20 protein-coding genes are annotated in these 23,091 nt (G+C 52.9%); 10 read left to right on the forward strand and 10 right to left on the reverse strand.

Annotation, left to right across the window (positions count from 1 at the left end; genetic code table 11):
* Positions 1-4: 4 nt before the first annotated feature.
* From WG31_RS08925 to WG31_RS08935, 3 genes are all read right to left on the reverse strand, one after another.
* Positions 5-1,402 (reverse strand): PQQ-binding-like beta-propeller repeat protein, encoded by a 1,398-nt coding sequence (locus tag WG31_RS08925; protein ID WP_063354291.1) that lies wholly within the window; start codon positions 1,400-1,402, stop codon positions 5-7.
* 4 nt (positions 1,403-1,406) lie between these two features.
* Positions 1,407-2,102, reverse strand: coding sequence for a tetratricopeptide repeat protein (locus WG31_RS08930; protein WP_063354292.1), 696 nt, complete (start codon positions 2,100-2,102; stop codon positions 1,407-1,409).
* 156 nt (positions 2,103-2,258) lie between these two features.
* A complete protein-coding gene (locus tag WG31_RS08935) occupies positions 2,259-2,654 on the reverse strand; it encodes a hypothetical protein (protein WP_063354293.1) in 396 nt (131 codons plus the stop codon).
* Positions 2,655-2,802: 148 nt separating this feature from the next.
* Between WG31_RS08935 and WG31_RS08940 the strand changes: the two genes are divergently transcribed.
* The 5 genes from WG31_RS08940 to hisI all read left to right on the forward strand — a co-directional run bounded on the left by WG31_RS08940 (position 2,803) and on the right by hisI (position 7,901).
* Positions 2,803-3,708 carry a glycosyltransferase family 9 protein gene (locus tag WG31_RS08940; protein WP_063354938.1) on the forward strand — a complete coding sequence of 302 codons (906 nt, stop codon included), beginning with the start codon at positions 2,803-2,805 and terminating at the stop codon, positions 3,706-3,708.
* Positions 3,705-4,766, forward strand: a complete 1,062-nt coding sequence (locus WG31_RS08945; RefSeq protein ID WP_063354294.1) for a glycosyltransferase — start codon at positions 3,705-3,707, stop codon at positions 4,764-4,766. The genes WG31_RS08940 and WG31_RS08945 overlap by 4 nt, the downstream gene beginning before the upstream one ends.
* Complete coding sequence (gene asnB / locus WG31_RS08950) at positions 4,767-6,527, forward strand: asparagine synthase (glutamine-hydrolyzing) (RefSeq protein ID WP_063354295.1); 1,761 nt, start codon at positions 4,767-4,769, stop codon at positions 6,525-6,527. It begins immediately after the preceding gene.
* A gap of 82 nt (positions 6,528-6,609) precedes the next feature.
* Complete coding sequence (ygfZ, locus tag WG31_RS08955; RefSeq protein ID WP_063354296.1) at positions 6,610-7,485, forward strand: CAF17-like 4Fe-4S cluster assembly/insertion protein YgfZ; 876 nt, start codon at positions 6,610-6,612, stop codon at positions 7,483-7,485.
* A complete protein-coding gene (gene hisI / locus WG31_RS08960) occupies positions 7,482-7,901 on the forward strand; it encodes a phosphoribosyl-AMP cyclohydrolase (RefSeq protein WP_006116475.1) in 420 nt (139 codons plus the stop codon). Before ygfZ ends, hisI begins: the two co-directional genes overlap by 4 nt.
* 6 nt (positions 7,902-7,907) lie before the next feature.
* Here hisI and lpxB read toward each other — a convergent pair whose 3' ends face one another.
* A complete protein-coding gene (gene lpxB, locus WG31_RS08965; RefSeq protein ID WP_063354297.1) occupies positions 7,908-9,095 on the reverse strand; it encodes a lipid-A-disaccharide synthase in 1,188 nt (395 codons plus the stop codon).
* A gap of 184 nt (positions 9,096-9,279) precedes the next feature.
* Between lpxB and WG31_RS08970 the strand changes: the two genes are divergently transcribed.
* Positions 9,280-10,737 (forward strand): SulP family inorganic anion transporter, encoded by a 1,458-nt coding sequence (locus tag WG31_RS08970; protein WP_063354298.1) that lies wholly within the window; start codon positions 9,280-9,282, stop codon positions 10,735-10,737.
* Between the two features lie 64 nt (positions 10,738-10,801).
* Here WG31_RS08970 and WG31_RS08975 read toward each other — a convergent pair whose 3' ends face one another.
* Positions 10,802-11,422, reverse strand: a complete 621-nt coding sequence (locus tag WG31_RS08975; RefSeq protein ID WP_063354299.1) for a protein-methionine-sulfoxide reductase heme-binding subunit MsrQ — start codon at positions 11,420-11,422, stop codon at positions 10,802-10,804.
* A gap of 224 nt (positions 11,423-11,646) precedes the next feature.
* Here WG31_RS08975 and WG31_RS08980 point away from each other — a divergent pair, with 224 nt between their 5' ends.
* Complete coding sequence (locus WG31_RS08980) at positions 11,647-12,522, forward strand: NAD(P)-dependent oxidoreductase (protein ID WP_006116471.1); 876 nt, start codon at positions 11,647-11,649, stop codon at positions 12,520-12,522.
* On the opposite strand, the gene WG31_RS08985 is transcribed toward WG31_RS08980, so the two are convergent.
* Positions 12,471-13,325, reverse strand: coding sequence for a squalene/phytoene synthase family protein (locus WG31_RS08985; protein ID WP_063354300.1), 855 nt, complete (start codon positions 13,323-13,325; stop codon positions 12,471-12,473). The genes WG31_RS08980 and WG31_RS08985 overlap by 52 nt on opposite strands.
* A 194-nt stretch (positions 13,326-13,519) precedes the next feature.
* On the opposite strand from WG31_RS08985, the gene WG31_RS08990 reads away from it, so the two are divergent.
* The 3 genes from WG31_RS08990 to WG31_RS09000 all read left to right on the forward strand — a co-directional run bounded on the left by WG31_RS08990 (position 13,520) and on the right by WG31_RS09000 (position 17,719).
* Positions 13,520-14,128, forward strand: a complete 609-nt coding sequence (locus WG31_RS08990) for a superoxide dismutase (RefSeq protein ID WP_063354301.1) — start codon at positions 13,520-13,522, stop codon at positions 14,126-14,128.
* 254 nt (positions 14,129-14,382) lie between these two features.
* Positions 14,383-16,998, forward strand: a complete 2,616-nt coding sequence (gene clpB, locus WG31_RS08995; RefSeq protein WP_035350595.1) for an ATP-dependent chaperone ClpB — start codon at positions 14,383-14,385, stop codon at positions 16,996-16,998.
* Positions 16,999-17,086: 88 nt separating this feature from the next.
* The gene (locus WG31_RS09000; protein WP_063354302.1) at positions 17,087-17,719 is read left to right on the forward strand and encodes an NUDIX hydrolase; all 633 of its coding nucleotides are present in this window, start codon (positions 17,087-17,089) and stop codon (positions 17,717-17,719) included.
* A 59-nt stretch (positions 17,720-17,778) separates the two neighbouring features.
* On the opposite strand, the gene hflX is transcribed toward WG31_RS09000, so the two are convergent.
* From hflX to WG31_RS09020, 4 genes are all read right to left on the reverse strand, one after another.
* Entirely contained in the window at positions 17,779-19,125 is a 1,347-nt protein-coding gene (gene hflX, locus WG31_RS09005) for a GTPase HflX (RefSeq protein ID WP_035350592.1), read from the reverse strand.
* Positions 19,079-19,363, reverse strand: a complete 285-nt coding sequence (gene hfq / locus WG31_RS09010; protein ID WP_003624011.1) for an RNA chaperone Hfq — start codon at positions 19,361-19,363, stop codon at positions 19,079-19,081. The genes hflX and hfq overlap by 47 nt, the downstream gene beginning before the upstream one ends.
* Before the next feature lie 77 nt (positions 19,364-19,440).
* Entirely contained in the window at positions 19,441-20,832 is a 1,392-nt protein-coding gene (ntrX, locus tag WG31_RS09015; protein WP_006116465.1) for a nitrogen assimilation response regulator NtrX, read from the reverse strand.
* Positions 20,822-23,086 carry a sensor histidine kinase NtrY-like gene (locus WG31_RS09020; protein WP_006116464.1) on the reverse strand — a complete coding sequence of 755 codons (2,265 nt, stop codon included), beginning with the start codon at positions 23,084-23,086 and terminating at the stop codon, positions 20,822-20,824. The genes ntrX and WG31_RS09020 overlap by 11 nt, the downstream gene beginning before the upstream one ends.
* Positions 23,087-23,091 lie beyond the last annotated feature (5 nt).

The following is a 23,091-nucleotide window of genomic DNA, read 5'->3' on the forward strand; positions in this document are numbered from 1 at the left end:
GCGATCAGCCATAAGAGCAAAGGTTCCCGTCGTTTGTCACGATCAGCATCTGGTTATCTACGATAATTGGCGGCACGAAAGAAACGGCATCCATGCTGTCTACTGATATAATTGCACCTGTTGTCGGGTTAATCCGCACCATACCATTTTCTGGCAAAGAGCTTAGACAAACCAGTTCGCCGCCCACCAGCATGGGGCCAAACCAGGTTACGATATCTTTGTGCACATCCACGCGCCGGAAGCGCCGCAGTTGCGTAATCCAACGCACATGGCCAGAAAGGCGGTCAATACATGCAATCTGCTGATCTAGCGAGACCACAAAAAGCCAATCCCCCACGCAAAGCAGGCTGTTCTGGCTGGCAACCGAGCGTTCCCACACACGGCGGCCTGTGCGGATATCAATAGCAGCCAACACCTGCGCCATACTAACGGCATACACAATGCTATCAACAATAACAGGCAAGCCACGCACGCAGGAAAGATCCAACGTACTGGCCTGACTGTTGACGTTGCCCATCATGTCACTCCAGACAACCTCACCACTTTCCACTCGGAAAGCAACAAGATCACCCCCACCAAATCCGGCCACCACAATGCCGTTATCTACAGCAGGAGCTGGCTGGCCAAATACGGTGGTTTCCACAGATGTAGCGGTATATGCCCACAACTGGCGGCCTGTGGCAGAATCCAGCGCAAAAAACCGCTCATCAATCGTGCCAAAGAAAACACGCCCGCCAGCAACTGTTGGGGCAGAACGGCCCGGTGCGCCGTTGGTGGTTTTCCACTTTACTTTGCCGGTTGCCGCATCCACCGCCATAGTTTGGGAAATGCCATCTACAATGTAAACAACACCGCCATCTACGGCCAAACCGCCGCCCATATTGGCAGAGTAAGACTTTTTGGGCCGTGGGTTATACGCCCAAATATGGCGCATACCGGGCCAAGAAAAAGCCCGCACAACGCCTTGGGCATCCATAACAAACAGGCGGCCATCCTGCACAACGGGTGGCGCAGGAATAAGCCCGCGGCCCAAAGTGCCAAGTGCAGCCCATGCCATGAAATCTGGCTGAGAGATACCGGCCCCGATATCCTTGCTCCACCTTTTATGCAGGCCGCCCCACGCATAATTGCTGCCGGTATGGGCTGAAACACGCCCACAAATAGGCCATTCTGAAACACTCATAGGGGCAGGTATTGTAATGGGCGTATGATCGTCCGGATCAACCATCAGCCCAGAGCCGGAAGATAGAATATCCGTGCGGTGCCCAGCCAGAATGGGCTTTCTATCACTCTCAAACATAGTGCACCCAGCTAGCGCGGGGGCCAAAGCGGCCCCTCCCAACAGGGCACGGCGTGAAAGTCCGGAACGTCTGGTTGCGCTGGATTTCTTGTTGCTGCTCATTCTACTAGCCTGCTGTCGGATCAAGGGCCTGCATCATATCCTGCGCCCGGTTGCGTACGCCCTGAGGAACATCCTGCGCAGCCTGTAGCGCTGCAAATTTCTGCCGCGCCTCTGCCACATGTCCTTCGCGCACATCCAGAACTGCCAAGGCTTCCATGGCCAAACCATTCCATGGCTTACCTTTGCCAGTAAGCAGCGCAAGGCGAGAACGCAGCGTAGCGGGCTCTCCCGTATCCAGCTGTTTTTGGCACCACAGCAAGGTTGCCAGATCACGCAGTGCAGAATCCGCATTGGGGTCCTTCTGCACGGCATCCCACGCGGCTAGCGCCCCTTTTACATCACCCCGCGCTGCCTGCACGCCCCCTTCCTGCAAACGGGCCAGAACAGCCACACCTTTTGCATCGGAAGATGCTAATTTCTGCAACGAGGCCAAGCCCGCCTGCGCGGTAGTGGTAAGATCTACCGTGCCTGATGAAGGAGTTGAGGGCAGATGGTCTGTCTGCCGCAAGGCCGTAAGATACGTTCCTGTGGCTTCCAACGCCTGAGATTTCTGGTTGGAAACATGCCAAGACCACGCACCAATGCCTGCAAGCACGGCCACAACCAGCCCAAGGCCAGCACCGGCATAGCGCTTTGCTGCCATACGCAGGCGCTCGGCCTGCATTTCCTCATCAACTTCCTTGAAAAGATCCTCTGCCACGGTCTGGCCTGTTCCTGTCTGCTGGCGTTCTGCCTGACGGCTTTGTGTTACCGTCTATCTGCCTCAGCCGGGGGTATCATACAAGTCATACAGGCAATCAGCCTGATGGCGGCTCTTTTACTGCTGTACCAGAAAACAGCCGCCCTGCCGAAAACTTTAGTGCTCTGCCTTCTGTAATTTGCTGCCACCAGCCTTGAGAGCCGTGGTTAACTTGGTGAAATTACCAGCAATACGTTTTTGCACGGTGCTGCTGCCCTCATGGATATGGGCAATTTTTTCACGCGCTTCGTTGCTAATAGCTGTTTCTTCCTTAACGGCAGCCTTGGCTACACAGCTATTATAGGTGCGTGCTGCTTTTTCGTACGCACTTACCTTATCAACACTGGCGTTATATTTATCAACGGAAGACACTTCTACAGAAGGTGCAACAGGTTCTGCGCCACAGGCGCTGGCTGTCCACATCTTGTCTGCTGCCTGAGCAGGCAGGGCAAGTATGCCGCACAACTGCGCCGCTGCAAGCCCGGCGATAAGATAAAAACCTTTCCTAATCATTCCTGTATCCCCGATTCAGAGCAGAGATATTTTTCTGCCCAGTTTATAACTCTACCATCAGCAAACGCTTCTTGCACAGGCAGCGCAAATGTCCACACCTGCGCGCACTGGGTTGGAAAAAAAACCGGAAGACAGTATAGGCGCGATAATGCGCATTCTTTTCATCACGGCTACACGTCTGGGCGATGCCGTGCTTTCTACAGGCCTGCTGGCATATCTGCACCAACGCTGGCCAGATGCGCGGTTCACCATAGCATGTGGGCCTGTTGCTGCCGGGCTGTTTAGTGCGTTTCCCGGACTCGAACGCACCATTGTAATGGAAAAACGTCCCTATGATCTGCACTGGTTTGATCTGTGGAAAGCCTGCGCACCTTTGAAATGGGACATCACGGTGGATCTGCGCGGTTCTGCCGTTACTTTTCTTTTACGCTCTGGCCGACGGTTTATTATGCGCGGAGGCCGCCGTGCAGGCGCACGCATTACACATTTGGGAAGCACCCTAAACCTTTCCCCCCCTCCGCTCCCTACTATTTGGGTCAGCCCGGCTGATCGCGCAAAAGCACAGCACATTATTCCTGATACCGCGCCCATTATTGCCTTAGGCCCTACGGCAAACTGGACAGGAAAAATCTGGCCAACAGAGCGTTACCTGCCCTTGTGGCAACGCCTTTGCGCTGCATACCCACAGATTCGGCCTGCCATTTTCTATGGCCCGGGTGAGCAGGAAGCTGCGCTGGCGCGCCCTGTTCTGGAAGCTTTGCCCCATGCCATTGATGCTGGAGGCCATTTTTCCCTTACGGAAGTTGCTGCCATGCTGGCTCGTTGCCGCCTGTATATTGGCAATGATTCGGGTTTGATGCACCTGGCTGCCGCAGCGGGCACACTCACTTTGGGACTTTTTGGACCATCTCGTGCATCAGAATACGCACCTTCTGGCAAAAATGCGCGCTGGATTGCCGCCCCCGGCCCAGAGGGTGAAGCCCCCATAGCCGGGTTGGATGTTGCAGATGTGGCCACAGCAGCGCTCTCCCTTCTTAAGGAAACCGGCATATGATGAATGGTACTGCCAACAGGCTGAACTCGCAGCCCTTGAAAGTTGCGCATATTATGGCCGGTGCCCCCACAGGCGGGGCAGAACTGTTTTTTGAGCGCCTATGTATTGCACAGGCTGCCGCCGGGCTTTCTGTTCTGCCTGTTATCCGCACCAATCCGGAACGTAGCCAACGTTTACGTGCAGGCAACCTTGCGCCGGTGGAACTGCCTTTTGGCAACATGCTGGATATACGCACCCGCATGGGCCTGCGCTCTGCCCTTAAAGAGTTTTCCCCTCGCGTTGCCGTTGCATGGATGAACCGTGCCGCACGGTTTGCCCCCCAAGGCAATTGGGTGCTGGCCGGGCGGTTGGGGGGATTTTATGATCTTTCCAATTATCGCCGTTGTTCTCATCTTATCGGCAATACGCATGGCCTGGTACGCTGGATGCGTGAGCAAGGCTGGCCCACCAACGCCACGCATTACCTGCCTAATTTTGCCACGGACCTTGCTGCCACACCGCCTGTATGGCCCACATTTTTACCGCAGGGTACGCCCTTCCTATTGGCATTAGGGCGGCTACATAAGAACAAGGCTTTTGACGTTCTGATCCGTGCCATGAAGCATGTGCCTCATATTCCACTTGTTATTGCCGGAGAAGGGCCAGAGCGCGCAGCGCTGGAAGCGCTTGCCCAGCAGGAAGGTGTGGCTGAACGCGTATTTATGCCCGGTTGGGCCAACCAACCCGGAGGCCTGTTGCGCGCCTGCTCTGCCATGATCTGCCCTTCCCGGCACGAGCCATTGGGCAATGTTGTAATTGAAGGATTTTCGGCCTGCAAACCGGTTATTGCGGCTGCCTCTCAAGGGCCAAGCGAACTCATCCGTAATGGTGAAAACGGCCTCCTAGCTCCGGTAGAAGATGCAAATGCTCTGGCAGCACAGATCTGCACTGCACTGGAAACACCAGACCTAGCAACCCGTATGGCGCAGGTCGGCCGCAGGGATTATGAAACAACATATGCTGTCACACCCGTTTTGGATGCGTGGCATAAGTTCTTGTCCACGGTGGAGGCTGGGTAAATGTGTGGCATTGGGGGGCTGATTTATACGCCCGGCACGCAGCCATGTTCCGAATCGGTTCTGGAACGTATGGCGCAGGCCTTAGGCCATCGTGGCCCCAATGGGATACATATTGCCCGGTTGGGCCGTGCAGATATGGTGCATACACGTTTAGCCATTATTGATCTGGAAGGTGGAGACCAACCCTTAACCAGCGGTGATGGTACGCTTGTTGCCAATGGTGAAATCTATAACGACCCACAAATTCGCCAGCAGATCGGGCCAGAGCATTTTCAAACCGGGAGTGATTGCGAATCTCCCTTGCTTTTATGGGAGCGTAACGGATGCACCTATACACGCGGGCTGCGTGGCATGTATGCCATTGGGCTGTACGATAAAGCCCAGCAGGAGCTTTTACTCTCGCGCGATCCATTTGGAATCAAACCACTTTATTTTACCGAATTTTCAGGCGGTATTGCCTTTGCATCCGAGCCTGCCCCTTTAATCGCCTCTGGCCTTGCCCCGCGCGCTATTGCTCCTGCTGTGCGCGATGAGCTGCTGCAACTTCAGTTCACCACTGGGTGGGAAACAATCTTTCCCGGTATTCAGCGCGTTATGCCGGGAGAAACCCTGCGCATTAACCAAGGGCGCATTCTGGACAGGCAACGGCAATCACCCATTCCGGCCCACGCGCCTTTATTTACCTCTGAGGCCGAGGCTCTGAACCATCTTGATACAGCCTTGATGGACAGCGTGTATGCGCATGAGCGTGCAGATGTGCCATTTGGGCTGTTTCTTTCTGGCGGAATAGATAGCGCCTGTCTGTTAACGGCCATGAGCCGTCTCCCCCGCACCACGCCTTTACGCACATGGACAGCTATTTTTGATGCGCCGGGTGCAGCGGATGAAGCGGATGCCGCCAGCGCATTGGCCAAACACGCCCGCACAGAGCACGAAACTTTGCGCATTACAGCAGATATGGTGTGGCAGCACCTGCCTGCCATTGTGGCCAGCATGGATGATCCGGTTGCGGATTACGCCATTATTCCAACATGGTTTTTAGCTCAAAAAGCTGCACAGGACGTTACCGTTATCCTTTCGGGTGAAGGGGGGGATGAACTGTTCTGTGGTTATGGACGTTATCGCTCTGCCAGCCGCCCTTGGTGGAAAGGCAAACGGCGCATGTGGCGGCGTGGTATTTTTGATAACATGAATATTCTGCGCCACCACCCAGCCCATTGGCGTGATGGTATAGCGGCTGCAGAAATGGCCGCCGCAGATGCCTCAACACCTCTTTCCCGCCTGCAAGCTGTGGATATTGCAGAATGGCTGCCAAATGACCTGCTTATCAAGCTGGATCGGTGCCTTATGGCGCATGGGTTAGAGGGGCGCACACCGTTGCTGGACCCCATTGTGGCCCAAACAGCATGGCGCCTGCCCGATTCCATGCGCCTACGTGATGGCAAAGGGAAATGGCTTTTGCGCAAATGGTTACAACGACATAATTCTGCTGCACGCCCCTTTGCCCCCAAGCAAGGCTTTACTGTGCCGATTGGCACATGGATCCGGCAAAAAGGTACGCACCTCGGAGACCTGATGGCGCGGCAGGAATGTATTGCAGAAATTGCCCGACCAGACCGAGTAAAAGCCCTATTTCGCGCAGCAGATAACCGCAGAACGGGTGCAGCCGCATGGACACTTTTGTTCTACGCTTTGTGGCATCGGACACATATTCGCAATCTTCCGCCAGAAGGCGATGTGTTTTCCGCCCTAAGTCAGTAAGGTTTGAACAGTTTCTGTTCCTTATCTCAAAAGTCCCCTCTCTTCCTTCGGGAAGCCTTTGTTCTTTTATGGGAGAATGTAAATGCCTTCCCCAACACATATAACCCGGCTTGAAAACCGCACTGTTCTCAAACTTTCTGGTGCTGACCGCGTGCGTTTTCTGCAAGGTCTGGTTACGGCGGATATTGCTGCGCTGGAACCGGGTGATGCCACATGGAGTGCTTGCCTGACCCCCCAGGGCCGCTGGCAAGCAGACTTTTTTGTGGTTTCAGATCCTGATGATACCTGCCTGCTGTTAGATTGCGCCACAGAACAGGCCGAAAACCTAAAGACCACTCTTCGGCGCTTTCGCCTGCGTTCAGATGTTCAGCTAGAACTCACCGCCCTGCCCGTACATGTAGCGTGGGGAAACCCACCGCCAGACAGTGTGTTGGAAAACGCCATTAGCTTTCGGGACCCTCGGTTAGAAGACGCAGGATGGCGGCTTATTGATGCCGCGCCGGATACTCCAATAACAGCTACAGAACAGGACTATAATCTGCACCGCATCATATTGGGACTGCCGGATGGTGTGCAGGATTGCGAAGTAGGCCGCACTTTGGCAGCCGAAGCCAATCTGGATCTTCTGGGCGGCGTATCGTGGAAAAAAGGCTGTTATATGGGGCAGGAAGTTACGGCCCGCATGCATTACCGCACACTGGTAAAGCGCCGCCTGATGCCTGTTGCAGCCACATCCCCCCTGCTCGCACCCGGAACATCCGTGCTGTGCAATGGTGTAGAGGTGGGCACATTGCGCTCATCCCAAGATCATGTTGGGCTGGCATTACTAAAAACAGAAGCCGCCAATAACCAACTCACCTGTGCCGAGCATCCGCTTGTCGTTCGCCTACCTACGTGGCTAGAAACAGCACTTAAACCTCAAACATCTTCTGATTCTAATCCTACGGAAAAACCATGACTTATATTGCCCCACCAGCAGCAGAACTGGATGCCATGCTGGATGTTGTAAAATTTGATGCCTCTGGTCTGGTTGCCGCCATTGCTCAGCAGCACGACAGCGGCGAAGTGCTGATGATTGCATGGATGACGCGTGAAGCCCTACGTGAAACATTGGAAAATGGGCGCGTCTGCTATTATTCCCGTAGTCGCCAGAAACTCTGGCGTAAGGGTGAAACATCTGGCCAAATCCAGCACCTTATTGAAGCCCGGCTGGATTGTGATGCAGATGCCGTGCTGCTGCTTGTGAACCAGATTGGCGTAGCATGCCACACCGGCCGCCGTAGCTGCTTTTACCGGGCGTTTACACCAGACGGCCTAAAAGAGCTGACAAAGCCGGAAATTGACCCCAACCAGCTTTATCACAAACACAATTAAACACGTTTAACCGAGCGTCTTAGCCGTATTTTTACGGTTAAGAACCTCCAAAACAGCTTCTGCTGCGGCATCGGCTGGCAGTTGGCCCTGTGGCCCTTCCAGCCCACGCAGAACCGTAGCAAAAGCCTGTTTCTGAGCGTGTGCCACATCTGTATTTTCAAACAGAATTTGCACTTCACGCGCCAATACATCTGCGCGGCATTGCTCCTGTAAAAGTTCGGGCACCACAGCACGGCCTGCTAACAAATTCACCATAGCGACAAATGGTACTTTAATAAGCCGACGGGCAAAAAAGGCTGTTATGGGGTTAACCCGATACGTCACAGCCATTGGCACACCAGCCAGAGCCAGTTCCAAGGTAGATGTGCCTGATTTGGTTAACGCGGCCCCGGCTGCGGCAAAGGCATCGTGCTTGTCATGAATATCCGTAACGATAATCGGCTTTACGGGCCAATCCTGCGTGGCACGTTCCACTACATTTGCCACAACTGGAGAAACTGGCACTACAGGCACCACGTCTGGCATGGATGTTTTAAGCAGACGCAACATCTGCCCAAAAACTGGCAGCAAACGCGGCGCTTCTGAACGGCGGCTACCGGGCATAAGCACCAGTATTTTGGCGCTCTGTGGCAATCCATGCTGGATACGAAAACGCGCCGCATCTCCATCCTTTGCGCCGGATTGTAAAACCGGGTGGCCTACAAAGCGGGTTTTCAGACCATGCTTGCTAAAAAACTTTTCCTCAAACGGTAAAAGGCACAACAACTCTTCCCATAAACCGGGAAATTCCTTCACCCTTTTTTGCCGCCATGCCCAAACCTGCGGTGCAACATAATGCACGCGCGCAATGCCTAAACCGCTTATTTTTTTAAGAAGCCTAAGGGCAAAGCCGGGGCTATCTATGGTAATCACTAAATCCGGCTTTTGGACTGCAATATCCTGCGCAGCTTCATCCAGCCGAGCAGAAAGCTGACGCACGCGGGGCAAAACTTCCACCAGCCCCATAACAGCCAGATCCCGCATGGGAAACAAGCTTGCCAGCCCTTCCTCTTGCATACGCACGCCCCCTACGCCTGCAAAGCGCATCTTGGGCATACGGGTGCGCAAAGCATGCATAAGGCGTGCGCCCAATACATCGCCACTGGCCTCACCAGCCAGAATCCAGACAAGAGGGGAAGAAGAAGGAGAAACCATGCATCACGCATAAAACGCCGCAACACAGAGCACAATCATCTTGTCTGTGCATTACGGTAGGATATCGCTAACAAGGCATTTATATCTTACTAATAATGCCTCAAAAGTCTTTCTTGCCCCGAAACACTTTTGATGCCCGATTAATACGCCACTCCACACTCAACCAAGGGACAACTTGTTTCTCGTGACAGTTAAAACCTATATTCATGAATGGACAGACCAACCCGTCCGCAATGTTCTGGCTGGCATGGTGGGCACTTTTGCACTTATTCCAGAAGTTATTGCTTTTTCTTATGTGGCTGGGGTTGCGCCCTCTGTGGGACTATTCGCCTCGTTCGTTATCAGTATTGCCATTGCCATTACGGGTGGCAGGCCGGGCATGATTTCCGGGGCTGCGGGGTCTGTTGCCCTTGTGGCAGCCGAGCTCGTGCATAGCCACGGCCTGCAATATCTGCTTTTGGCCACACTGCTGGCTGGTGCATTCCAGATTATTTTCGGTTTGCTGCGTTTGCAAAGCATGATGCGCTTTGTCTCGCGCGAAGTGGAAACTGGATTTGTAAACGCACTGGGTATTCTTATCTTTTCCGCGCAGGTGCCGCAGATGCTGCACGTTACGTGGCATACTTATGCACTTATCGCACTTGGGCTGGCTATTGTTTACCTTTTGCCGCGCATCACCACGGCTGTACCTTCCCCTTTAATCTGTATTCTTGTGCTAACAGGCATTACTTTTGCGGTACCTATGCCTGTGCATGTGGTGTCTGATTTGGGAGAACTCCCCTCCGGCCTGCCGCATCTTACTTTGCCAAATGTGCCTTTTTCGGCAGAAACTTTTAAAATTGTGCTGCCTTATGCGTTTGCCATGGCCATGGTAGGCCTTTTGGAATCCCTCATGACAGCCACTGTGGTGGACGAATTAACAGACACGCACAGCAACAAACGCATGGAATGCACCGGGCTTGGTTTTTCCAACATCATGGTGGGCCTATTCGGCGGCATGGCTGGTTGCGGTATGATTGGGCAGACAGTTGGCAACTTGCGGTATGGCGGACGTGGCCGACTTTCTACCTTTACGGCTGGGGCATTTTTACTGCTGTTGCTGGTTGTGTTGCACCGCTTTGTAGCCCAAGTGCCTGTTGCTGCGCTGGTGGCCATTATGATTATGGTGTCTGTCAGCACATTTTCATGGTCTTCCCTACGAGATCTGGTAAAGCATCCACGCCTTTCTTCTACCGTCATGCTGGCCACTGTTTTGGTGGTGGTGTTAACGCATGATCTGGCAGCAGGCGTAGCCTGCGGTGTGCTATTGAACGGGCTGTTTTTCTCTTTTCAGGTTATGAAACTTGTTCAGGTAAGCAGTACGTTTTCAGAAAGCCACAACACGCGCACCTACTACGTGCATGGGCAAATGTTCTTTGCCTCAGCCAGTGTTCTTGCCGATGCCGTGGATTTTCAGGACACAGCTTCAACCATCGTAATTGATCTTGAAGATGCTCATATCTGGGATATCAGCGCAGCAGATGCCTTGGAAAAAATTGCATCTCGCCTAAAAACACGCGGGAAAACAGTTTCCATTATCCATGCTGATCAACGGGCAGAAAAACTTCTAGCTTCTTTGGGTCATGATACCTTGCTGGCCTAGGCCATTTATACAACAGAACAACTTTCAAAAAGGAGGCATGAAAAATTCATGCCTCCTTTTTATTTCAGGATTTTTTAAGCCCAGGTTTTGGCAAAAGCCGTAAACCCAACACACATGCCGCTACGGCTGCATATATAAAAGGTTCAATATACCACTGCTTAAATGCAATGGCGTAATGGATGCACGCCAAAACCATGGCGACATATACCAGACGATGCAAACGCGCCCATTTTTTACCCAACCGTATGATGGATTTGCGTGTGGATGTTGCTGCCAACACAATCAATATAGAAAATGCAAGGAGCCCGAATATCAGGAATGGACGTGTTAAAAAGTCTTTCCATATCCGCTGGACATCAAACCCGCGTGCCCACCAGAAATAAAGCGTAACGTGCAAAGCCGCGTAACTGAAAGCCAACAGCCCAAGCGGGCGGCGATAAACCATTAAATCAATTTTCAAAAACCGCTTGAGCGGCGAAATCATAAGAGAAACAAGCAAGAACCGAAATGCATAACGTCCAAATTCATGCAAACAGGTCTTAAATGGATTTGGCCCCAGATCCCCCGAAAAAGCACCAGCCAGATAAGATACTGCTGGCAGCATGAACAGCACATACAGCAATACCTGCCGCGTAAGGGGAGAAAGGCGAAACCGCCGGCTTCGGTCTGGGGTGGACAATGGCATGGGGTTTTCTGTTCTCCACTGTTTGAGGCACCGCAGCCACTTACGCTGAGTGCATGATTACCCTTACAAAATCAGCCTTATTGCGCAAGAATACTGTGCAATCGTAACAAATTACATCACGCCCAGACACGTAAACGCGAACAGTGTTTCCCAAACCTATCCAAGACATATCTTGCTATTCAGGTTTATAATTCTGCTCATACAAACAAGAAGGTTCATTCAGCATGACAACTCAGCAGACAATCGGTTTTATTGGGTTTGGTGCCATGGCCAGCCGTATGGCTGCTCATCTGGAAAAAGCCGGATATGCAACCCTTGCCTATACTCCCTCTGGCAAGGGGGGAGATGGCGTAACCCGTTTTCTGCCCACTCCGGCAGAAGTAGCCAGCAAGGCAGATATTGTTCTGGCCTGCGTACCGGATGATGAAGCCCTTGCCGCCAGTATGTACGGGCCACAAGGCGTTCTGGCAGGCATAAAGGCAAATGGTTTGCTGCTGAATGCCAGTTCCGTTTCCCCAGAAGCCGCAGATGCCCTGCAAAAAGCCGGACAGGAAAAAAAGATCTGCGTTATAGATTGTCCGGTATCTGGCAGCACACCAGAAGCAGAATCTGCCAATCTGGTTATTCTGGCCGGTGGAGATGATGCCGCTATTGCGCGTGCTCAGCCCATTTTTGATAAAATTGGCCGCATTACCATTCATGCTGGGCCATCTGGCAGCGGTGCGCGCCTTAAACTGGTGATCAATGGCATTATGGGTGCCGGGTTGGCCGCTGTGGCAGAAGGTATTGCCTACGGGCTGGCCGCTGGGTTGGATCGTTCCATGCTGTTTGATGCGCTGGATGAAATGGCTGTTATTTCTCCGCACCACAAGCGCAAGATCAAAATGGCCAAAGCAGGAGATTTCTCCCCGCAGTTCCCTGCTCGCCTCATGCAAAAAGACATGCGCCTGCTCATGGATGCCGCAGCTCGTCTGGCAGTGCCCGCACCTACGTTGGCAGCCGTTACGCAGCAACTTTCCCTTGCCCGCCGCGCGGCAGAAAATGCTGATTATTCGGTTCTGATTGGCGTGATGGAAAAAATTGTCGCCAACGACGCCTGAATACCAGCGCAACATACAGCAAGCCTGTCCCCTATTCCACGGGGCAGGCCTGCCTGCTCGCTTCCACGCGCCAGATCACGCTTTGCCAACACCGCAGGTAAAGCGGTTTTACGACATTGTGGCTCCAAAGCTGCAAAATCACATTCTTGCAAAAATGTCTTTCCAGCCTGCCTGAGTTGTTCCTGCGTGCCGGGAAACAAAAAACGGCCACTCCCTGCAAGCAACGGCCAATGTCTTAACATGGAGCCTGCCCCGTAAGCCGCCCCTCCGGCTGCCAAGCGTTGTAGCTCATCAGAATCCTGCACACCCAGAAGTTCACCTATCGCCTGTTGGAAAGCACCAGCGCCATCGCGCATCATAAGCACCCAGCGCTCTACATCTTGCGTGGTCTCCAGTTCCATTTCTCGCGCAGCAATCATTCTCAGGCACGTTTCACGCTGCACTTGTCCGGATTCCACAAGCCTCATAAGGGCGGGGGCCAAAATATGTTCTGGCTTGCGTTGCTGCTCCAGCACCTCTCGCCACCATTGCAGGCGAATATACCCAGCCATTGGCCCTGCCACAGATGCAGAACGTGCGGGAGTCAAAGCGCGAATCAACTCATTATGGAAAGCCAGAAGAACATAAGCGGCATCACGCACAGAAGTCGGCAGAAACCATAAACACAACGCCCGGTCTGGGTCTGCCTGCACAGCTTTTTGCACTTCCATTGCGAGAAGCTGATGTTCCTGCTGCGCCATTGGCTCTGATATCTCCCTTACCCAAACGTAGCTTGATATGCGGGAAACCTGTGCATGGCCCATGCGTTTGAATAATCCCGCTTTCCTAACGGAAGGCCCTTATTGTAAGCCCTGCTGGCAAGGCAAGTTTCCGTGAGTATGGCTGCGCAAGGCACATGTCATGCGCCTTTCCCTTGACGCATCTGCCCTGCGCCCATAGCTCTGGAACTCAGGTGTGTTCCCTCACACGCCCCGCCTTTAGAATACGGAGTATTAAAATGGCTTTTGAACTGCCTGCCCTCCCCTTTGCACCCACCGCACTTGGCCCACGTGGCATGTGCCCAGAAACGCTTGAATACCATCATGGCAAGCATCATCTGGCCTACGTCAACACCCTGAACAAGCTGCTGGAAGACAAGCCCGAATTTCAGGGTAAGTCTTTGGAAGAAATCATTCTGGCTGCCCACGGCAAAGCAGACCTTACCGGCCTGTTCAACAACGCTGGCCAGCATTGGAACCATTCCTTCTTCTGGAACTGCCTCTCCCCCAATGGCGGTGTGATTCCAGAAAAGCTGGCTGCAAAAATTGCCGCCGATTTTGGCAGCATTGACACCTTCAAGGAAGAATTCCGCAAGGCTGCTGTTTCTCAGTTCGGTTCTGGCTGGGCATGGCTGGTTCTGGGTAAGGATGGCAAGCTGGCCATCACCAAAACGCCTAACGGCACCAACCCGTTGGCCGAAGGTCAGGGCAAGGCCCTGCTGACAGTGGACGTGTGGGAACATTCCTACTACCTGGACTTCCGCAACCGTCGTCCAGACTACGTCACCAACTTCCTGGACAAACTGGCGAATTATGAATTCGCTGAAGCCCAGCTGAACGCGGCGTAAGTTTCCCTTATCAGGAAAACACTAAAGGCAGCACCTTACTGGGTGCTGCCTTTTTTATTGGAAACTCTGCTTCCTCAAGGTGTTCTGCTCGCACCATCTATCACCCATGCACGAAAACGCATCACGCCCCCTTGATTGTCTCTCTCAACGTTCCAATCTCAATTTATGAAGAATGAGACCACGCTGACATTGCCTACATGGGGTGCCAGCAGGGCCTTCAGTCGCCTGATGTAAAAGGGACAAGAGGGATTATAATGGATATTGCAAAATTTACAGATCGTTCACGCGGCTTTTTGCAGGCTGCGCAAACAATAGCTTTACGTGATTTTAACCAGCAGCTTACACCAGAGCATCTGCTCAAGGCTATGCTGGATGATAATGAAGGAGCTGCTTCCTCACTTATTCGCAGTGCGGGTGGCAATCCGGAAGCTGTAAAAGCCGCAACCGAACAGGCTTTGGCAAAACTGCCAAAAGTTCAGGGCAGCGGTGCAGGGCAGCCAGCAGCAACACCGGAACTGGTGCGTATTCTGGACAATGCAGAACAAACCGCCCAGAAAGCTGGTGATAGCTTTGTTGCACAGGATAGACTGCTTGTAGCTATTGCCGCATCTGATACGCCAGCAGGCCGTGCATTAAAAGAAAACGGTGCCTCTGCTGATACACTTGAAAAAGCCATTACGACTATTCGCAAAGGACGCACAGTGACCAGCGAAAACGCTGAAGCCAATTTTGATGCACTTAAAAAATATGCCCGTGATGTCACGGAAGTTGCTCTTAAAGGCAAGCTAGACCCCGTTATTGGGCGTGATGAAGAAATCCGCCGTGCCATTCAGGTTCTGGCCCGCCGCAGCAAAAACAACCCGGTTCTGATTGGGGAACCCGGTGTGGGTAAAACCGCTATTGTGGAAGGCTTGGCCCAACGTATTGTTAATGGCGATGTGCCCGAAGCGCTGAAAAACAAAAAACTGCTTTCCCTTGATATGGGCGCGCTGGTTGCTGGCGCCAAATATCGCGGTGAATTTGAAGAACGCCTAAAAGCTGTTCTGAAAGAAATTGAATCCGCCGAAGGCCAGATCATCCTGTTTATTGATGAAATGCACACGCTGGTTGGCGCTGGCCGCACCGATGGGGCGATGGATGCCTCTAACCTCATCAAGCCGGAACTAGCCCGCGGCACACTGCACTGCATTGGCGCCACCACGCTGGATGAATACCGCAAGTATATTGAAAAAGATGCAGCCCTTGCCCGCCGCTTCCAGCCGGTATTTGTGGGTGAGCCTTCTGTTGCGGATACAATCTCTATTCTGCGTGGTATTAAGGAAAAATACGAACTCCATCATGGTGTGCGTATTACCGATGGTGCGTTGGTGGCAGCAGCCACACTTTCCAACCGCTACATCACAGACCGCTTCCTGCCCGATAAAGCGATTGATCTGATTGATGAAGCCGCAAGCCGCCTGCGTATGCAGATTGACAGCAAGCCCGAAGAACTGGACGAGCTGGACCGCCGCATCATTCAGCTAAAAATCGAACGTGAAGCCTTGAAGAAGGAAGATGATACGGCCAGCAAGGATCGTCTGGAAGCCGTAGAATCTGAACTGGCTGATCTGGAAGAAAAGTCCAACACGCTTAGTGCCGCATGGCATGCGGAAAAAAACCGCGTAAACACCATTCAGAAACTGCAGGAACAGCTTGATCAAGCACGTTCTGATGTAGAAGTGGCACAGCGTAAAGGTGACTTGGGGCGCGCATCTGAACTGATGTATGGCGTTATCCCCAACTTGCAGGGCCAGATCGCAGAAGCTCAGAAAACAGAAGAAGAAACCGCTAAGAAAGATGATCTGGTTTCCGAAGCTGTTACGGATCAGGGCGTGGCTTCTGTTGTATCTCGCTGGACTGGCGTGCCGGTTGATCGGATGCTGGAAGGTGAACGCGCCAAGCTGCTGCGTATGGAAGACGAACTGCGTAAATCCGTGGTTGGTCAGGAACAAGCTCTTAAAGCTGTTTCCAACGCGGTGCGTCGTGCCCGTGCTGGCTTGCAGGACCCCAACCGCCCGATTGGTTCCTTCCTGTTTCTCGGCCCGACAGGTGTTGGTAAAACAGAGCTGACCAAAGCACTGGCCCGCTTCCTGTTTGATGATGATAAAGCCCTGCTGCGTATCGACATGAGTGAGTTCATGGAAAAGCACGCAGTGGCCCGCCTGATTGGTGCCCCTCCGGGTTATGTGGGGTATGAAGAAGGTGGCGTGCTCACAGAAGCTGTGCGCCGTCGCCCTTATCAGGTCATCCTGTTTGATGAAGTAGAAAAAGCACATGAAGATGTGTTCAACATTCTGCTTCAGGTGCTGGATGATGGCCGCCTAACGGATGGGCAGGGCCGCACGGTAGACTTCCGCAACACCCTTATCATTCTCACCAGCAATCTGGGTTCTGAATATCTGGCCAACTTGCCGGATGGGGAATCTCCCGACATGGTGCAGGCACAGGTGATGAAGGTTGTGCGTGAGCACTTCCGCCCTGAGTTCCTGAACCGTCTGGATGAAATCATCCTGTTCTCGCGGTTACAGAAAGCGGATATGACCAAGATTGTGGATATCCAGATTGCTCGCTTGCAGCAGTTGCTGGATGATCGCAAAATCAGTCTGCACTTGGATAAACTGGCCGAAGCATGGCTGGCGAATGAAGGGTATGACCCCATTTACGGTGCCCGCCCGCTTAAAAGGGTTATTCAGCGCACGCTGCAAAACCCGCTGGCAGAACAGCTTCTGGAAGGTAATATCCTTGATGGAGAAACGGTTAATATCTCCGCCAATGGTGATGGCCTGCTGATCAACGGTAAAACCGCAGCACAAACAGAAGCAGCCATGTAATTTCTGCCTTGGCAGAGTGTGTTACACAGAACGGGAAGGCTTAGGCCTTCCCGTTTTTTATGAAACTTGCTGATCAAAGGAATGTAGAATGTCGGAACCTGTCTGGCTGGTATGGGCCAGAGAAATTCAGGCCATTGCCCAGACAGGGCTTACCTATGTGCAAGACCCGTTTGATAAAGAACGCTATGAAATGCTGCGCAATCTGGCCGCGCAAATGATGGCCGAAGGCAGCCATGTAGATGTGCAAAAAATAGAAAACCTGTTCAGCCAGCAATCAGGTTACGCCACGCCCAAGCTGGAAGTGCGCGTTGGTGTGTTTGATGCCCAGAACCGCCTGTTAATGGTGCGCGAAGTGCTAGACAGCAACCGCTGGACCGTGCCCGGTGGCTGGACAGATGTAAACCTGACCGCATCTGAATGTGCGGCCAAAGAGGTGTGGGAAGAAACTGGCTATACAGTGCGGATTACCAAGTTAGCCATGGCGCTGGATCGCGCGCGCCAAGGGCATATGCCGCCAGAACCTTTTTCTGTCACCAAGCTATTTTTTCTGGGCGAAATAAGTGGGGGGGAAGCTACCACCAGTATTGAAACAAGCGAAGTTGGCTTTTTTGCACAGAACAATATCCCGCAGGATATTTCAACCGGGCGCATTACACCGCACGAAATTACCCGGCTTTTTGCACATCAAGCAGACCCCGAATTGCCTACAGATTTTGACTGAATAAAAAATCTGACATCAGGATTTTAAAAATATTTATCCTGATGTCAGAGCTTTTCTTTTTAAGCGAGCATCGGTTGGATGTGGGAAAACTGGCGCTCAAACCGGGCGCGATCCTCTGTTGAAAGGCGAACAGTAATATCTGTCTGTTCATCCTTGTCTTCCCGCGCAACAACTTCACCGTGCTGATAAAGCCAAGCCGAGGCTGCTCCATCTGCCAACGGCAAACGGTAACGCACCGTTTCCATACCTTGTGTAATACGCGCATCAATACGCGCCAGAAGTGTTTCCAAGCCATCCCCTGTAATGGCGGAAATAGCAATGGTATCTTCTGTTTGCGGAATAGCTTCTGGGCCACCCAGAAGATCAACCTTGTTCAGCACTTCAATGATGCGTTCCGGCCAATCCTGTTCCAGCATATCATCCTTCGCCATACCTTCCAGAACACCCAGCACATCTTTTTTCTGGGCTGCGCTATCTGGATGCGCCACATCGCGCACATGCAGGATAATGTCTGCCTCTGCCACTTCTTCCAACGTAGCCCGGAAGGCCGCAATCAGCTCCGTTGGCAGATCACTGATAAATCCTACCGTGTCAGACAGAATAACCCTCCGGCCAGAAGGCAGGTCAATCGCGCGCATAGTAGGGTCTAGCGTCGCAAAAAGCTGATCCTGCGCATACACAGTGGCACCCGTAAGCGCATTAAACAGCGTGGATTTACCTGCGTTGGTATACCCCACCAAAGCCACTACCGGGAAAGGTACGCGCTTACGTGCCTGCCTATGCAACCCGCGTGTGCGCCGCACCTGTTCCAGATCTTTTTTAAGCCGCACAATACGATCACCGATCATACGCCGGTCGGCTTCAATCTGGGTTTCACCGGGGCCACCAAGAAAGCCAAAGCCACCGCGCTGGCGTTCAAGATGGGTCCACAAGCGTACAAGGCGGGAACGCTGATATTCCAGATGCGCAAGTTCAACCTGCAAGGTGCCTTCCTTTGTGGCGGCACGGGCACCAAAAATATCCAGAATAAGGCCGGTACGATCTATAACCTTACAACCGCATTCTGTTTCCAGATTACGCTGTTGGGCGGGGCTAAGCTTTGCATCCACCACCACCACATCAACCTGATCTGCCTTAACAGCAATACGCAGGGAATCTACCTGCCCCTTACCTAAAAGGGTGGCGGAACGCCTGCTGCGCAGAAGCAATACATCCTTGCGCACAATAACCAGCCCAATAGAGGCTGTTAGTCCCACGGCTTCTTCTAACCGTGCCTCTGCGGCCCGCACATCCTGCCCGTGGGCAGAACGCTCCCACGGCAGGATAACTGCCGCACGGGTTGCTACTTTCTTTTTCTTTTCAGAGAAACTCGTCGCCAAGAGAAAGGTCCCTGTCTGCCTGCGCATCGGCAGTGTTGGAATCGGAAATATTGACAGGAATGCTGGGCATTACCGTGCTGATGGCATGCTTGTAGATAAGCTGGGTTTGTTCATCACGCCGTAAAAGAACAACCTCATCATCAAACCATGTAATAAATCCCTGTAACTTAACGCCGTTAACCAGAAACACCGTAACAGCCGCGCGTGAGCGCCGGATCTGGTTCAGGAACGCATCCTGCACGTTATATGCACTCTCTTTTTCCACAGTGTGAGGCCCTATTCCGTTCTCATTATTATATTTTAGCCGGACTGCCTGCCTAAAGCCTGCAACCTTGAAACATGTCAGCCCACGCCTCGTTCCTCAGATGTTACACCAAGCTGCTTAAGTTTGCGATGCAAAGCGCTGCGCTCCATGCCCACAAACAGCGCTGTACGGCTGATATTTCCGCCAAAACGCAAAAGCTGAGCTTGCAGATACTGGGTTTCAAACAGATCACGCGCTTCTCTTAAGGGCAATGCCATAACATCTGTTGAGGCATCAAACTTCAGCAATGCGGGCGCACTTTCCCCCACAGTAGAGGGCAGCATATCTGCGCGAATGGGCTCTTGGCTGCTCCCCGGCTGCATAATCAGCACACGTTCCATGAGGTTGCGCAATTCTCGCACATTACCCGGCCAATCATAGGCCTGAAGGGCGGCAACGGCATCGGGCGAGAGTTCACGCGTAGGCAAACCAGCCATTTCTGCTGCGCGGCGCAAAAACATGGCTGCAAGCCCGGGAATATCATCCCTTCTTTCTCGTAGCGCGGGCATACGCAGCGGCACAACTGCTAACCGATAATACAGGTCTTCCCGAAAACGCCCGGCCATAATTTCAGCCTGCAAATCACGGTTTGTGGTAGCCAGCACACGCACATCCACTTTAACGCGGGCATCACCACCCAGACGTTCGAATGTCTGATCCTGCAAGGCCCTTACAATCTTGCCCTGTGTTTCCAGCGGCATATCTGCCACTTCATCCAGCAAAAGCGTGCCACCATGTGCGCGTTCCAACACCCCGGTACGGCGACCTACGCCTTCTGTGCCGCCTTCAAGCCCGAACAGTTCTTCTTCAAACCGTCCCGGTGCCAGCGTGGCGCAGTTGAGCGCAACAAAAGGGCCGTCCTCCCGCTTGGAGCGAGCATGGATCATACGGGCAGCCACTTCCTTGCCTGCCCCCGGCCCGCCGCTGATAAGTACGCGTGAGCCTGTGGGAGCTACTTTTTCTATCTGGTTTCTAACGGCTGCAATCTGGGCGCTGTTACCAAACAGTTCCGTATCCTGCCCGGCTTTTATGCGCAGTTCTTCGTTCTCACGCGCCAGCCGCGAAGCCTCCAGCGCACGCCGTACAATAACCAGCAGTCTATCTGCCTGAAATGGCTTTTCTATAAAATCGTAAGCACCATGCTGAAGCGCCGCCACGGCTGTTTCAATTGTGCCATGGCCAGAAATCATGACAACAGGAACAGAAGATTCCTCGGCTTTCATGGCCTGAAGAATGGCCAGACCATCCATGTCTGACCCTTGTAGCCAAACATCCAGAATAACAAGTGATGGCCTACGAGCCCGAAAAGCGGCCAATGCGGTATCTGCACTGGCGGCTACGCGTGTTTCATAACCTTCATCACTCAGAATGCCCTCAATCAGCATTCTGATATCGGGTTCATCATCAACAATCAGGATTTCATGCGCCATGGTTGTCTTTCACCGACAAAATCAGAGTAGCCACAGTTCCTCTTTCTCCCGCTTTGTCTTCCAGACGCACTGTTCCACCATGATCTTCCATGATCTTTTTCACAATAGCCAAACCTAAACCAGTACCCTTGGCTTTGTGCGTCACATAAGGTTCCGTCAGACGATTTCTATCGTCCGATGGAAGCCCAACTCCGTTATCTGCCACTTCTATGGCGATATCTTCTGCACCTTCTATAATCCGAACCGACACTTCACCCTTTGTAGCGGATGCTTGATCTGTAGCTTCGCCCTGTCTGGCTGTCATGGCAATGGCATCCGCCGCATTCTGCAAAAGATTAATAAGTGCCTGACTTATCAATCTTCTATCACATCGTGCTTTGGGGCCTCTGTCTGGAATATCCAGATGGTAGGCAATTTCTGGGTGTGCGTTTCTTTGCAGAATCAGCACCTCACGCACAATACGCGAAATATCCTCGTCTTTCATGACAGGCTGCGGCATACGCGCAAAGGCCGAAAACTCATCCACCATGCGCCCGATATCCCCCACCTGCCGCACAATTGTATCTGCACACTGCGAAAATGTATCGGGATCGGAAGTAATTTCTTTTAAAAAACGTCGCTTTAACCGTTCAGCCGCCAGTTGGATAGGCGTAAGCGGATTCTTGATTTCATGCGCAATACGCCGTGCCACATCGGCCCATGCAGCTTTACGTTGCGCCTGTTGCAGGGCCGTAATGTCATCAAATGTCATCACGTACCCTTCGGTAATCGTGCCCCGTAGCTCGGCCCCCAAACGCACCAACAAGGTACGCTGGCTAGCTTGCTGACCTATCTGAATTTCCCGCGTGAGCACAGCATCTGGCGTTGTGCGTGCTTCTTGCAAAAACTCGGAAAATTCCGGCACACGTTGGGCCAAGGGCTCACCAATGGCATCCATTAAATCTGTTTGCAGCAAAACACAGGCAGCACGATTTGGCAGTTCGATATTCTGCTTAACGTCCAGCCCAATCACACCGGCTGAAACGCCAGAAAGCACGGCCTCGGTAAACCGCCGACGTTCATTGATCTGCCCATATGCAGCCATCAACTCCGAACGCTGGCTAGCCAGTTCTTCTGTCATGCGGTTAAAAGCGCGGGAAAGACTGGCAACTTCATCATCCCTGTCATTTTCAGGCACATGAACACCCAAATCCCCCTCACTTACCCGGCGCGCAGCTACGCTTAACAAACCCAGCGGGCGCGCAATCTGGTTTGCAAGCGCCAGCCCGATCAAGGCTGCTGCAGCAAGCACTAACAACGCCACCAACGCAAAGATCATGACAAATGTTAGCTGGATCTTGGCGCGGTTGTTGCTCAGCCGCTTGTAATCCGCCACCACCTTTTCCGTGCGATGCATGTGCTCCAGAATAGTTGGATCAACCAGCCGGGTAATGACCAGCATAAGCGCTGGCGTTTGAGAAAGTTCCACCACAGCCCGCACTGTGCGTTCATCTGGAGAATCCAGAATAGCCACATCGTTTGAGCGCGCCATAACCGTAGCCGCAGGAGGGGGCAGTTCCTGCAAATACCCCGTGCGGCTCATCAACCCGCCCGCGGCCACAACCTTGTTGGTAATGGGGTCATACACCAAGGCTTCTGTCAGCCCGCGCATGGTGGCCTGACTATCCAGCATTTGCGCCAAGGCATCGTGATCCTGAAACAGATCCATGCCACTGGCCGCCAGTTCGTTCTGGGCGCTCATGATGTAATTGGCCATCGAGAACGCATCTGTGCGGATATTGGCGTTATGTTCCACCAGATACCCGCGAGAAGCCTGCAAAGCTTCATTCAACGCTGTGTTAACCCGGTCTGAAAACCAGATCTGAATGCCATAATGGAAAAACAACGTTGCAAATGCGCCCACAACCAGCGTGGGGGCCACAGCCACAATGCCAAACAGCGTAACCAGCCGCACATGCAGCCGCGCCCCAGCCAACCCCTTCCGATGCTCGCGCACCATTGGGCCGATACGGATAGCCAAGGCCACCACAAGCAGCGCCAGCACCATACCATTCAGGAACAGCAGCAAGGGTTCAATCAGGGAATAATGCCCAAAGGACATCCCCCCTGAAAGCACTACAAACGTGGCAAACCCCAAACACAACGCCAACGCAGCAAGCGTAATGGCAACCGTTTTACGCTCCAGAGAACGCAAAAGCCAATGCAGGCGTGTGCGGGAAAGAAGGTGCCTTAGGGAGAACAGAAGCTGCTTCATACCTA

Origin of the sequence: Acetobacter oryzifermentans (assembly GCF_001628715.1) — a bacterium.
Taxonomy (GTDB): domain Bacteria; phylum Pseudomonadota; class Alphaproteobacteria; order Acetobacterales; family Acetobacteraceae; genus Acetobacter; species Acetobacter oryzifermentans.